Below are 13,526 nucleotides of genomic sequence, written 5' to 3'. Positions count from 1 at the left end.
GTTCAGGATGCTCTTCCATAAAGGCATCTGTCCATTCAATAACGCCTTCAACTCCACCACCAATAATCTTACCTACGGTCTTATTCTGACCGGCAATACGTCTTGGCTGTTTAAGCTCCTTATCCCAGGCAATCTTATACGTGGATACATACTTGTACTTGCCCTGACCAACAACCATTAAAGGAGGAAGCTTAGGAATTTCAACAACAGCCATAATGTCACCTATATAAACACATATATTATATGTTTATATTATAATACAAAAATAAAGGAAAAGCTTATGTTTCTGCACTTTTCCTTAAAATTTAATTCCGTTATGTGTTTAAATTAACAAAGTTACGGCAATATGAAACAAGGCTCAGGGGTAAAATCCTGGGCCTTTAGTTTAACAAATAGTAAAAATATATTTGAAAATATTATATTTCAAAATATAATATTTATAGATATATAAAATTAAAGAGGTGTTCTATGAAGTTTGTCGACAGATTGGATGAAATGTCCACTTTAGAAAATGAATATAGAAGACATAGTGCCTCATTCGTTGTTGTTTATGGACGAAGAAGAGTAGGAAAAACAGAACTAATTCGTCGTTTCATAAAAGAAAAGCCTTCATTGTATTTTCTAGCAAGTGAAGAGTCAGAGAGTCTAAATAGAGAGTCATTTAAAAGACAGGCTGCAGACTATTTAAATGATGATCTTCTTCGTGAAGCTGCAATAGAGCGCTGGGAGCTGATTTTTGAACGCCTGGTTGCATCGTCGGATTCAAAAAGACTGGTAATTGTGATCGATGAGTTTCAATACATAGGAAAAAATAATCCTGCATTTTTATCTGTTTTTCAGGGTATCTGGGATAATCTGCTTTCAAAAAATAATGTAATGGTTATTTTGTGCGGATCTCTGGTTTCAATGATGATGTCTCAGACTCTTAATTATGACTCTCCCCTTTACGGAAGACGAACAGCACAGATTCGTCTTCGTCCTATTAAGTTTGAGTATTATAACGAGTTCTTTGATTCTCAGTATTCAGAGGAAGAACTTGTTAAACGTTACAGTCTGACTGGTGGTGTCCCAAAATACATTGAAATGTTTCAGAATTCCTCCGATCTGAACAGAGCAATTCAGGAAAGTCTATTGAATGTATCAAGCTATCTCTATGATGAACCGAATTTTCTTCTGCAAAAAGAGGTAAGCGAGATCGGTAGTTATTTTTCAATTTTAAGAACCATAGCAGAGGGAAATCATAAAGTTTCAAGCATAGCCGCTTTGGTACAACAGAAGCAGACTAATCTTCCACGATATCTGAAGGTGCTTGTTGATCTTGATCTTTTGGAGCGAGAGGTCCCTGTAACAGAAAATAACCCAGATAAGAGCAAGAAGGGACAGTATCAGATACGGGATAATTTTTTAAGATTCTGGTTTAGGTTTATATATCCTAATCGCAGTTATGTTGAGATGTCGCATAGTGATGTTGTTATGAACCGTCTTTCAAAGAACTTTATAGACGGGCACGTAAGTTATGTTTTTGAGCAGATATGTCAGGAAAAGCTTTGGAATCTATCTGCGAACGGAAAACTTCCTGGTATTCTGGAGAGAATTGGACGCTGGTGGGACAACTCTCATGAAATAGATGTTGTTGGTCTTTCTGAGTCAGATAATCTTCTGGTAGCTGGAGAATGTAAATTCTGGAATGGGCCAGTTGGGGCAAATATACTTTTTCAGCTAGAGCATAAAACAACATTTATAGACTGGCATAAGGAGTCAAGAAAGAACATTTACATTATTTTTAGCATCAATGGTTTTACTGATGAGCTTAAAGCTGTTGCAAAAGATCGTGATGATGTAATGTTAATTTGAGAATACTGTCGCAAAAGAGGATGATAGGACAGAATTTTGACCAAGAAAAAAAACGTATATTCTCTTATACGACAGTGCATCATATTGAAAAATCAGTTTTTTCTTATATTAAACATAGCCGCAGCGTTGTTTGTTATCACCAAAAAAGGATTTTTTTTGGAATAAGGTACATAAACGTTTTCAATAGTAATATAATCTCTGCTAAATATTGAAAACTATAGCAAATATATATAAAAATGAGGGTTCTTTCTTACTTATCATTTCTGTTTCTGACTGGTACTGTTCAGGTTGCACAGGCTGCAAATATCTGGGAATCAGGCGAGTTAACCTATCCAAATAATGAGACAGAGATAAGCGCATTTGTTAATACTGCGGGAAACACTCAGCTTCAGGCAGTTCTTTGTACTAAGGACGCAAGCAATTCCTACCGATTTACATTATTACTTCCTGAAAAGCTTGATTCAGATTCAGTAATAAAAGTAATGATTAAAACTGATGAATCTGAGGTTGAAGCTTATGCTGAAGTATCTGGCAACAGCATGGATATTCAGATTGATGAGAATCTGATGCTGTCCATTCCTGATTCATCCAGAATGGTTTTATCCTTCGACAAGGATGATGCGGATTATCTTAAGATCCCATCTTCAATTGAAGTTAATATGCATGGTGCTGACATGACCATACGAAACGTGGCATCTGAATGTACTGCACTATGTATTGGAAACGGTTTTAAATGTAATTATCCATTACTCTCTTCTCTGCTATGGCCAAGAGATCAGTATAGAGATGTTCATATTGATGATATTGATGAGCTCTGTACTACAGCGGTTATGCCTGGTTATTTTAAATTTAATCCTACCAAGGCATGTAAGCTGGCACTGGATCGATTCTATAAAAAGGAAGGTGTTGGTCCTTTATCTTATATTTATAAACTCTTCAAAGACAAGAATTCAATTTTCCAGCAGTATATTAAAAACTGGAATGAGGCCGTTGCTCTCTGCCCATATTCAGCACTTGATCTTCCAGTTACTGCAAGTGACAAGGAATGGTATCTGATTCTCTATTCTCTGGTTGGAAAGAATCATATCAGAGAATTTCCTAGCAGCTACTACTCAGTGAAGAAGTATGCAGATGATCCTACCACTCTGATTTACGATATCGATAATCGATATGAAATGGAGCTTCTAAAGTATTCCTCTGTACTCTACAGAAGAGTTAAAGGTTCTGTATCTGCAGTAAATGCTGTTGAGAAAGCTCTAAAGACCTGGTCGGATTTTTACCGTCAGCTCGCATCATCTCTGCCATCAATTCATCAGGCTCAGGCAATAAGACCTGTTGTCTACAGAGAAATGATGCTAAGAGTGTGGAATCTTGCAGGAAAGCCTACAGGACTTAAGATCCTTCCTGAAAACATGTTCAGACAGGGAACTAATGGTCGACCTATCACTACAGAGCCTCTTGAAACTCAGTGCTCTTTCTTTGAGGGCAGCGGTGGAGACCAGTTCTTCTTTGCATCAGAGGAATGCATAAAGGGCTTTAATGACTATATGAGAACATCTCCTCTGAACAGCAAACTGTATCAGAATGTTGTTGATTCATGGAACAAGTTTGCATCCAACTGGGCTGCATCCCAGTTCTATACAGACGGAATTGATGATGCTGTGGGAGAGCATCCACAGGCAAATCTTGCTCTGACTATGATGTCTTTGTTCAAGATCTACGGATTTGGTGATTATTTCCTTCTAAGAGAATGTATTTCCAGCCGAGATGCAGATATCTGCGGATATGAGCAGCATAAGGCTTACAGCACATATTCAAAGGAATTCAATAATAGACTGGATTCTATTACTAATGCGTCAGACAAGGATGGAAGTCAGCTGAACGCATTAAATGAACTCTGGCTTGATTATTATCATAATCTTGAAGAGTATCTGAAGGATCTTGTGCATCGAAATGTTATTCCTCTGTGGCGTGCTGAATTTGCGGAGGCTCTTGCATGTGTAGTTCAGACCAATGCAATTCTTAACTTCCCTTATGATAGGGAGGAGTTCCCGGAGTTATCATCCGATGAGGAATTTGAAGGAACTGATTCTGCAGGTAAGCACTTTACCTTAGAGCAGGATCGTAATAAGACCCCAGATGAAATCATTCCTCAGCCGGATGAAGATATCATAGATGATGATATCATCATTCCAGAGTAGCTTTAGATCTGATCTAAGGCTGCTTTAAGTTCTAAAGACAGTTCGTTTTTCTGAAGCAGGGACAGAGGCAGTCCGTTGATATCGGTGATTGCGAAGTAGTCATCTGCTCTTTCACCGGTGGTTGTAATTCTGGCTGCACTAATCTGATATCCTAGTTTTGCAAATGTCAGACCGATTCTGGCAAGAAGACCATGTCTGTCCAGAGTAGAAATTTCCAGCTTGGTCTGTTTGTCGGTTTCAGAATCCAGATATACGATTCTGGTTGGCACATCGAAGATCTTTCTTTCATTCCTTTCTTTAGGTAATACAAATGAAGTTGATGTATCTTCAATTTTTCCCAAGATAGTTTTTCTAAGACCGTTAAGTCTTTCGGTATCAATCGGCAGTCCTTTCTTGTTTTGGAACATGATTGTACACAGAACGTGTAGTTTGTTGGTCAGGAAAACCTGAGCACTTACCACATTAAGTTCTTTTGCGGCCATGGTTTTGGCTATATTACCAAACAGCATTGGTGAATTATTCTGAGAGTAAATAAACAGCTCTGTACCGATATTAGGTGTCTGAGAGAACAGTAATAAAGGCTTATCTGCAGAGTCATATCTCAGGATATTCTTTAAATGCCAGGAAATGTCTTCAGGCTGATAGTGCATGAAGTATTCGATAGGAAGCTGTCGGATGTATCTTAGGAGATCCGCCTTGTTGCATTCTGTTGAAAGCAGAGACATAACAGTTTTCTGTTTGTCCAGAGCTTTTGTTTTTATGCTTGCGGCAATATCTGCTGTTTCCTGACTTAAGGCAAATCGTACTGACTGATATAACTGTCTGAAAATATTATCCTTCCAGGAATTCCACACATTCTCATTGGTTGCAGATATATCTGCGATGGTCAGACAGTAGAGCTGATTCAAGTGCTCTTCGTCCTTTACGAAATAGCAGAAATTCTTGATTACCTCAATATCGGTGATATCACGTCTGGTTGCAGTTGTATTCAGCTGAAGATGTGATTCTACCAGCCAGCTTACCATCTGAGTCTGGTATTCGGAGAAGTCATGAAGTCGGCAGAACTGTTCGGCTTCCTTTGCTCCCTTTGCGGCATGATTGCCGCCCCGACCTTTTGCAATATCGTGGAGCAGTGAAGCTGTAATCAGAAGCTCGTGATCATTGATTCTCTTGTAAACACTTCTGAAGAGCTGATACTCTGGTAATTTGGAATGAGCGAGCTCCTGAACGTTTTTGATAACACGAATTGAATGTTCGTCCACACTGAACAGATGGAATCTGTCAAACTGAGCCAGTCCCTCGATTCTCGCCCACTGAGGCATATAGCTTGAGAGCACTCGGGTTTCATGCATCAGGTTAAGAATCTTTGGAGCGACCTCTGTCATAGAGAGAATGGTTCTGAAAAGATTACGGCACTCTGGTATGGTGATTAGAGGCTCTTTAAGCTCACGTCTGCCTTCACGAAGCGCTCTTAGGCAGTGAACATGAATCTTTTCGATATTAGGTCTTGTGGCGATAGTAATGAACAGTTCCATGATCTTTGCAGGATTACTCTTGAAGAGTTCCTGATCAAGAACGTCAATGTAGTGGCCACGCTGAACGAAATCTCTATTGATGAATACAGGCTCCGCATAGTCTCTGCCGACATATCCGTGAGTCTGAAGCTGAATTAGCTGCAGAACAATATGATTAAGCTCTTTTACTCGGTGGAAGGTTCTGTACAGATCTCGCATCATAGCTTCAACCGGAGCGTTTCCTTCTTCACCGTATCCAAGCATTGAAGAAACGGTTTTCTGGAAGTCCAGTCTTAAGATATTGCTTGATGAATTGCAGTGAACTGCATATCTGACATCAAAAAGAAAACTCTGGCAGGCAAGGTATTCTTCGTACTCTGATTGTGAAAGCAGACCAACTGAGAATAGGGTATCATTCTCTTTAGCATTTAGAATCTTAAGAGATAACCACTGCATAACCTGAAGATCTCTGAGACCGCCAGGATTATTCTTTATATCAGGTTCCAATGAGAAGATTGTATCTCTGAAACTATGGTATCTCTCATTCTGCTCGTCATACTTAGCCAGGAAAAACTTTTCGTTATCCCAGAATCCATTGGTATCAATGGATTTTTTCAGATCTTCATAAACCTCGGTAGAGCCTGTAATAAAGTGAGTTTCCAGAAGGTTTGAACGAATGGTGATATCGTGTACGGATGCAAGAATTGTTTCCTTGATTGTTCTGACAGATGAACCAATATCAAGTCTTAAATCCCAGAGGAATGACACGAAGGATTCTATTTTTTCTTTTGATTCAGAATCTATCTGATCCTCATTGCAGAGGATCAGAAGATCGATATCCGATCTTAGAAACTGTTCGCGTCTTCCATATCCGCCAACAGCAATAAGTGCAAGGTGAGGGGAGTCTTTACCAATAAGGCTATTCCAGATTATGGTCATCAGTTCATCGATGATATCGGATGAGTTTCTGATGATTTCTCTGACACTGAATCCCTTTTTGAAACATTCAATCTGATAAAGTTCAAAAAGAGAAATTCTTTCTCTGGCTTTCTTTATGTCTTTAACATCGAGACCAGAGAAGGAAAACGGGAAAACCTTTTTGAGATTCTCCTGATTGATTTGTCTTGGAATAGTTATTGATTCAAACATTAACCGCTACTTACTAGTGTGTAATAATACGAGGGAAATCCTCATCTTTTCTTAGGGTTAGAACCTCAACACCATTAGGAATTACCAGCAGAGTGTGCTCATACTGTGCTGATGGCTGCTTGTCTGCAGTGGTAACGGTCCAGCCGTCTTTTCTGTTTACCTTTACCTTGTAGGTTCCGGCATTGATCATAGGCTCAATGGTGAAACACATGCCTTCCTCAAGGATCAGATTGTAATTGTTCTTGTAATGAACAACCTGAGGTTCTTCGTGGAAGCCAGCACCAATACCGTGTCCGCAGTAATCTCTAACGATTGAGAATCCAGCCTTGTCAGCTACTCTCTGGATTGCAGCACCGATGTCAGCAAGATTTGAACCAGGACGAACAGTCTTGATTGCCTCGTACATACCTTCCTGGGCACATCTGCATAAAGCTTCATTGCGAGGAGAGGTTCTGCCTACGATGTACATTCTTGAGCTGTCACCGTGGTATTTGTCTTTTAGAACGGTAACGTCGATATTAACGATATCGCCTTCTCTTAACTTATGATTATCTGGAATACCGTGACAAACAACCTCGTTAATACTGATACAGGTTGCCTTAGGGTATCCCTGATATCCTAAATCAGCACTCTTAGCGTTTTCAACCTGCTCGATATAGTCATTCATGATCTTATCAAGTTCGTTGGTGGTAACACCTGGAACGATGTATGGCTCGATCATTTCAAGAACACGGGCGGTTGCTGCACCTGCAGCACGCATTTTTTCAATTTCACTTGGGCTTTTTAAAGAGATATCCATTGTTTATTCCTTTATTAATATTCGACCCATTATATTATTATTTCGCCTCTGTTGCATGATATTAGGCTGATATTGAACAAATTTTGCAGGACTATATTCCCAGACTTTACGACCGGCTGTTTTTTAATTCGAAAATAAAAAACAGCCTTCAGCTGTGGACAGAGCTGAAGGCTGTTTTGAAATAGTTCTTTCTATATAGAATCTAGATAGAAATTGTTTCCAGATCCTCTGGTACAAAGATATTTCCGTTGAAATAATGTCTTCCTTCCTCAAGATACAGCTCTTTTCTGTTTTTGATATTCTTTTCTTCTGTATGGTAGAGAATGATGTTCTTTACATTAAGTTCGGTAGCAAGCTCACATGCATCTTTTACTGTTGAGTGATGCTTTTCATATGGTTTGAATATATCAGCCTGAGAGTACAGACAGAATGCCTCATGCATCAGCCATTCTGCATCGCGTGCAAGATCCTTGATTGAGTCATTGCATGGCTCATCACCGCAGCATACAAGTTTTTTACCGTCAAGAGTGAATCCAAACTGTTTGGTCTTGGTGGAATGAATATCAAAGAAGGTTACATCATGGCTGCAGATTTTTACAGTTTCTCTGTCAGTAACTGGAATCAGCAGCAGAGACTTTCCCACAAATTTGAAGTCTTTTTCCAAAAGCAGCATCTTTGCCAGATCGTAGATGGTTTTAATAACCTCATCATGACCGTATACACGAACTACTCCGTCGAATTCCTTCTGTCTTGATTTCTGACAGATAAGACGGGTAAGCCATACCATTCCGATAATGTGGTCAATATGAGTATGGGTTACAAATATATCGTTAACCTCTTTCCAGTCTGTACCTGATTTTTTCAGCTGACGCATGATGGTGTTTCCGCCGCCGGCATCAACCAGAAAGTTTCCGTTTGAATCCTTCATCACAAAACAGGTATTGTAAACCTCAGTTGTAAATGCGTTTCCGGTTCCTAATAAGGTTATTTCCATGTGTTCACCTTTGATTGGCTGTTTAATTTTGACTTGATTATTATTGCACAAACTCAAAAAAAAGAATTTCTCGTAAATAAGCTTTTTTAACGGTTGTTTTCTAAGGATAAAATTTTTTCAAAATATTTTTAAAAACATGATAAAATAACGTGCCTTTTGTGTGGGTACATAAAAGGTAAATTAATACTCTGTGAGTATGATTTTTTATTTTTTTTTAGAAAACGCACACTGTTTGTCAACGTCCATGACTGGGTGCCATTACTATGGTTAGTCAGGCGGAACAGTGGAGGCTTAACCCTAATTTTAGAGGATATTTAATATGTCTACCATCACTATGCGCGATATGCTACAGGCTGGCGTTCACTTTGGTCACCAAACTCGTTACTGGAATCCAAAAATGAAGCAGTACATCTTTGGTGCTCGCAACGGTATTCACATCATCAACCTAGAGAAGACTGTTGAGTGCTACGAGTCAGCATTGAACTTCCTAAGCAGCACTGTTGCTCACAAGGGTAAGGTTCTATTCGTTGGTACCAAGCGCGCAGCAAGCGATAAAGTAGGTCCTGCAGCTACCGCATGTGGTCAGTACTATGTTGATCACCGTTGGTTAGGCGGTATGTTAACCAACTGGAAGACCGTTCGTCAGTCAATCAAGCGTCTAAAGGAATTAGAGGCTCAGACTCAGGATGGCACTTTCGACAAGTTAACTAAGAAAGAAGCATTACTACGTACCCGTGAGCTTGAGAAGTTAAACCGTTCATTAGGCGGTATCAAGGATATGGGTGGTCTACCAGACGCATTATTCGTAATCGATGCTGAAGTAGAGCACATCGCTATCAAAGAGGCTAACAACCTAGGTATCCCTGTTGTTGCTATCGTTGATACTAACTCAAACCCAGACGGCGTAAATTACGTAATTCCTGGTAACGACGACGCAATCCGCGCTGTTGATTTATACCTAAAGGGCGCAGTTGAGACCATCAACGCAGCTCGTGCACAGGTTGTACATCAGGAAAAGGCTGAAGTAGCTGAAGCTGCAAGCGAAGAAGCTGCAAAGGCTGAATAAGTTTGATTGGATCTTTAATATAGATCTTGATGCTATGGCGGGTAACTCGCCATAGTTTATATGAACTTTTATAAGGCCGGTTTCATCCGGCCTTTTACAGATTTAAGAGGAATAAAACATGGCTACCGTAACCGCTGCTATGGTTAAAGAACTACGTGACGCTACTGGCGCAGGTATGATGGACTGTAAGAAGGCTTTAGTTGCTGCTGACGGCAACATGCAGGCTGCTATTGACGCAATGCGTAAGAGCGGTGCTGCTAAGGCTGCTAAGAAGGCTGGTCGTACTGCTGCTGAAGGTATCATCACTGTTGCTCAGAACGGCAACAAGATTGCTTTAGTTGAAGTTAACTCAGAGACCGACTTCTGCGCAAAGAATGCAGAGTTTGTTGAGTTCGCTCAGAAGGTTGCTGACGTTGCTTTAGCAAACAACATCTCTGACGTTGAGGCTCTAAAGAACGCTCAGTTAGATGGTCAGACTGTTGCTGAAGGTTTAACCGCTTTAGTTGCTAAGATCGGTGAGAACCTACAGGTTCGTCGTGTTTCATTAGTTAACGCAAATGCTGATGAGACTGTTGGTCTATACGTTCACTCAAACAAGCGCATCGGTGTTGCTGTTGTTCTTAAGGGTGGCGATGTTGAGACTGCTAAGCACGTTGCAATGCACGTATGTGCTGCTAAGCCTCAGTTCGTTAAGCCAGAGGATGTATCAGCAGATGTTGTTGAGCATGAGCGTCAGGTTCAGATCGAGATCGCTATGAACTCAGGCAAGCCACAGAACATCGCTGAGAAGATGGTTGAAGGCCGTATGAAGAAGTTCACCGGTGAAGTTTCTCTAACCGGTCAGCAGTTCGTTATGAACCCAGAAGTTACTGTTGGTCAGATGCTGAAAGACAAGGGCGCTGACGCTGTTTCATTCGTTCGTCTAGAGGTTGGCGAGGGTATCGAGAAGCAGGTTGTTGATTTTGCAGCTGAGGTTCAGGCTCAGGTTGCAGCCGCACAGAAGTAATTTGGCGGAGTAAACATATAATGTCTTCGGAGCAGAAAAGTAACGTACGTAGAATTCTACTTAAGATTTCAGGCGAAGCCTTAAGTGGAGATACAGGTTTTGGTATTGATCCTAAAGTTCTGTCTCAGACTGCAAAAGCAATCAGAGACGTTCAGAAAAAAGGGGTTCAGACCGTATTAGTAATTGGCGGCGGAAATATCTTCCGTGGCGCTGCATTACAGAAAGCTGGTTTTGATAGAGTTTCAGGTGACCAGATGGGTATGCTTGCAACTATCATGAACGGACTGGCTATGAGAGAGGAATTAAAGGCACAGGGTGGTAAGTGTGTACTTATGAGTGCATACGGTATTCCATCTATTACCGCTCAGTACAGCGCTACAGAGGGACGAGACCTGTTAAATCAGGGCTATAGCCTGATTGTTGCCGGCGGTACCGGTTCTCCTTTCTTCACAACTGATACAGCTGCTGTTTTACGTGCAATTGAACTTCAATGCTCTGAAGTTTTAAAAGCTACCAAAGTTGATGGTATCTACACGGCAGATCCTGTAAAAGACAAAAATGCTACCAAATTTGATGCATTGACATTTGATGAAGTAATTTCTAAGCAATTAGAAGTGATGGATCTCACTGCTTTTGCATTAGCACGTGAACATCATATGCCAATTAGAGTATTCTCTATGAGTAAACCTGGTGCATTTGACAAGGCAGCAATTGGTGATGCCGAAGGAACTGTGGTTAGCGATTAAGGAGTTTATATAAATGTTAAATGACGTTCATAAAAACGCAGAATCTCGTATGAATAAGGCTATTGAGTCTTTAGATGTACGTCTTTCAAAGATTCGTACTGGACGTGCTCAGCCTGCATTACTTGACGGAATTATGGTTGATTACTATGGCAGCCAGACCCCATTACGTCAGGTAGCTCAGATCAATGTTGAAGATGCTCGTACCTTGAAGCTAAGCGTTTTTGATAGAAACGCAATCAAGGCTGTAGAAAAGGCAATTCAGCAGTCAGAATTAGGTTTAAACCCTGTTGTTGCAGGTGTTGAAATTCGTGTACCTCTACCTCCATTAACTGAAGAGCGTCGTAAAGAGCTTGTTAAGATTGTTAAGAACGAAGTAGAGCAGACAAAGGTTGAAATCCGTAACATCCGTCGTGATGCTAACGCTGAAGTTAAAGACCTTCAGAAGAACAAAGAGATTTCAGAAGACGATCAGCGTTCAGCTGAAGAGAAGATTCAGAAGCAGACTGACGCTTCAATCAAGAAGGCAGATGATCTTCTAGCAGCTAAGCAGAAAGAATTAATGGAAATTTAATTCATCTGTATGCCGATTAGTCAAAATACCCCGGGGAGCTTAAATGCTCCTCGTCATTTAGCCATAATCATGGATGGAAATGGTCGATGGGCACAATCTCGAGGAAAACAGCGAGTAAGTGGTCATCAAGAGGGGGCTAATGCTGTTAGGCGCGTAATCACTGAGTGTGCAAAAATGGGAGTTAAGGAATTAACTCTTTTTGCATTTTCTAGTGAGAACTGGAAACGCCCAACAATGGAAGTCAATGCCCTTATGACATTGTTTGTCCAGGCTATCCGTAAAGAAAGCAAAAATCTTTTAGAAAACGGAATCCGTACCAGAGTTGCTGGTGATATATCCCGTTTCCCTAAAATTCTTCAAAACCAGATTAAGAAGCTTGAACAATTAACTGCTGAATGTGATGTCATGAAACTTAACATCGCTGCGAATTATGGCGGCAGATGGGATGTCCTGCAGGCATGCAGAAATCTTCTGAATTCATACAGTAAAGAGCCTTTTGACATTGAATCACTAGATGAATCTAAATTTACTGAGAATCTGAATATTGTTTCAGATGTTGATCTGATGATCAGAACTGGCGGTGAACAGAGAATCAGTAATTTCCTTCTTTGGCAGGCTGCATATGCTGAACTCTATTTTTCAGATACTCTATGGCCAGACTTCGGTAAAGAAGATTTAATTCAAGCAATTACTTTTTTCAACAGCAGAGAACGTCGTTTTGGTATGACTTCTGCTCAGGTACAAAAAAAGGATAATCAATAATGTTAACAAGAATCTGTACAGCTGTTGTTCTTATAGTGGCAGTTCTGGCATGGTTATTTAAAGCTGATTATGCGATATATGCCATGGGATGCCTGTTTATGTACGCTGTAGGCGCTTATGAGATGGGCCCTCTATTAGGATACAAGAGCAGAATCCCTTTTATTCTGATCTCCTGCATCTGTGCAGTTCTTTCCTTTATTGCTGTTGGAAATCCAGGTAATTTTATCAATACAGGCATTCCATCAGTCGCACAGTATATTACTGTGACTGGTATGATAGTCTGGATTGGCTGTTTACCTTTATTGATAAAATATCCACACAATACTGCATGGCATAACAGTATTGTTCTGAATACCATTATCGGTATTCTTTTACTGGTTCCTTTCCTTATGGGACTTCTGATTCTGAGAGCAAGCGAGTATGCCACAAATAACCTGTCTGGTTCATTCCTTGTTCTAAGTGTTATGGCTCTTGTATGGTGTGCTGATTCTGGTGCATATTTCACAGGCTATTTCCTAGGTAAGCACAAGATGCTTCCAAATGTAAGCCCAAAGAAGACTGTTGAAGGTTTAATCGGTGGTCTTGTAACTGCACTGATTGGTATGTACATATTCATGCAGTTAGGCTGGTTCGGTCAGTATGCCGATAACAAGTTTGCTCTAACCTGCGCATGTATCGCTGCAATTATTTTCTCTGTAATTGGAGACCTTGTTGAAAGCATGCTCAAGAGAATTGTTGGAATCAAGGATTCAGGAAAAATCTTCCCAGGTCACGGCGGTATGCTAGATCGTATCGATTCACAGCTTGCAGCAATCCCTGTATTTTTAACCTTTATCTGGTTGGTAAGCGGAGAGTTACGTTAAT

Annotated in this window: 12 protein-coding genes; 8 read left to right on the top strand and 4 right to left on the bottom strand. The window is 40.4% G+C overall.

Annotation, left to right across the window (positions count from 1 at the left end; genetic code table 11):
• Positions 1-214, bottom strand: a 214-nt coding sequence (locus tag B5D46_RS07855; RefSeq protein ID WP_200805034.1) for a hypothetical protein, incomplete at its 3' end; no start/stop codon positions are given.
• A 254-nt stretch (positions 215-468) separates the two neighbouring features.
• Between B5D46_RS07855 and B5D46_RS07850 the strand changes: the two genes are divergently transcribed.
• Both B5D46_RS07850 and B5D46_RS07845 read left to right on the top strand, forming a co-directional pair.
• On the top strand, positions 469-1,854 hold the full coding sequence (locus B5D46_RS07850; protein ID WP_078928989.1) for an ATP-binding protein: 1,386 nt from the start codon (positions 469-471) through the stop codon (positions 1,852-1,854).
• A 236-nt stretch (positions 1,855-2,090) separates the two neighbouring features.
• Positions 2,091-4,055 (top strand): hypothetical protein, encoded by a 1,965-nt coding sequence (locus B5D46_RS07845; RefSeq protein ID WP_078928988.1) that lies wholly within the window; start codon positions 2,091-2,093, stop codon positions 4,053-4,055.
• Positions 4,056-4,057: 2 nt separating this feature from the next.
• On the opposite strand, the gene glnD is transcribed toward B5D46_RS07845, so the two are convergent.
• The 3 genes from glnD to B5D46_RS07830 form a co-directional block, all read right to left on the bottom strand.
• Complete coding sequence (glnD, locus tag B5D46_RS07840) at positions 4,058-6,718, bottom strand: [protein-PII] uridylyltransferase (protein ID WP_078928987.1); 2,661 nt, start codon at positions 6,716-6,718, stop codon at positions 4,058-4,060.
• A gap of 13 nt (positions 6,719-6,731) precedes the next feature.
• Positions 6,732-7,517, bottom strand: a complete 786-nt coding sequence (gene map, locus B5D46_RS07835) for a type I methionyl aminopeptidase (RefSeq protein WP_078928986.1) — start codon at positions 7,515-7,517, stop codon at positions 6,732-6,734.
• A 202-nt stretch (positions 7,518-7,719) separates the two neighbouring features.
• Positions 7,720-8,511 carry an MBL fold metallo-hydrolase gene (locus B5D46_RS07830; RefSeq protein WP_078928985.1) on the bottom strand — a complete coding sequence of 264 codons (792 nt, stop codon included), beginning with the start codon at positions 8,509-8,511 and terminating at the stop codon, positions 7,720-7,722.
• A gap of 319 nt (positions 8,512-8,830) precedes the next feature.
• On the opposite strand from B5D46_RS07830, the gene rpsB reads away from it, so the two are divergent.
• The 6 genes from rpsB to B5D46_RS07800 all read left to right on the top strand — a co-directional run bounded on the left by rpsB (position 8,831) and on the right by B5D46_RS07800 (position 13,525).
• The gene (gene rpsB / locus B5D46_RS07825; RefSeq protein ID WP_031491356.1) at positions 8,831-9,577 is read left to right on the top strand and encodes a 30S ribosomal protein S2; all 747 of its coding nucleotides are present in this window, start codon (positions 8,831-8,833) and stop codon (positions 9,575-9,577) included.
• A gap of 118 nt (positions 9,578-9,695) precedes the next feature.
• Positions 9,696-10,583, top strand: a complete 888-nt coding sequence (tsf, locus tag B5D46_RS07820; protein ID WP_078928984.1) for a translation elongation factor Ts — start codon at positions 9,696-9,698, stop codon at positions 10,581-10,583.
• A 20-nt stretch (positions 10,584-10,603) separates the two neighbouring features.
• Entirely contained in the window at positions 10,604-11,329 is a 726-nt protein-coding gene (gene pyrH / locus B5D46_RS07815) for a UMP kinase (RefSeq protein WP_078928983.1), read from the top strand.
• A gap of 13 nt (positions 11,330-11,342) precedes the next feature.
• The gene (frr, locus tag B5D46_RS07810; protein ID WP_078928982.1) at positions 11,343-11,900 is read left to right on the top strand and encodes a ribosome recycling factor; all 558 of its coding nucleotides are present in this window, start codon (positions 11,343-11,345) and stop codon (positions 11,898-11,900) included.
• A 9-nt stretch (positions 11,901-11,909) separates the two neighbouring features.
• Positions 11,910-12,662 (top strand): polyprenyl diphosphate synthase, encoded by a 753-nt coding sequence (uppS, locus tag B5D46_RS07805; RefSeq protein WP_078928981.1) that lies wholly within the window; start codon positions 11,910-11,912, stop codon positions 12,660-12,662.
• On the top strand, positions 12,662-13,525 hold the full coding sequence (locus B5D46_RS07800; protein ID WP_078928980.1) for a phosphatidate cytidylyltransferase: 864 nt from the start codon (positions 12,662-12,664) through the stop codon (positions 13,523-13,525). Before uppS ends, B5D46_RS07800 begins: the two co-directional genes overlap by 1 nt.
• Position 13,526 lies beyond the last annotated feature (1 nt).

Source organism: Succinivibrio dextrinosolvens DSM 3072, assembly GCF_900167015.1.
GTDB lineage: Bacteria > Pseudomonadota > Gammaproteobacteria > Enterobacterales > Succinivibrionaceae > Succinivibrio > Succinivibrio dextrinosolvens.
The sequence above is the reverse complement of the archived record's forward strand: the minus strand, read 5'-3'. Positions and strand labels throughout refer to the sequence as shown.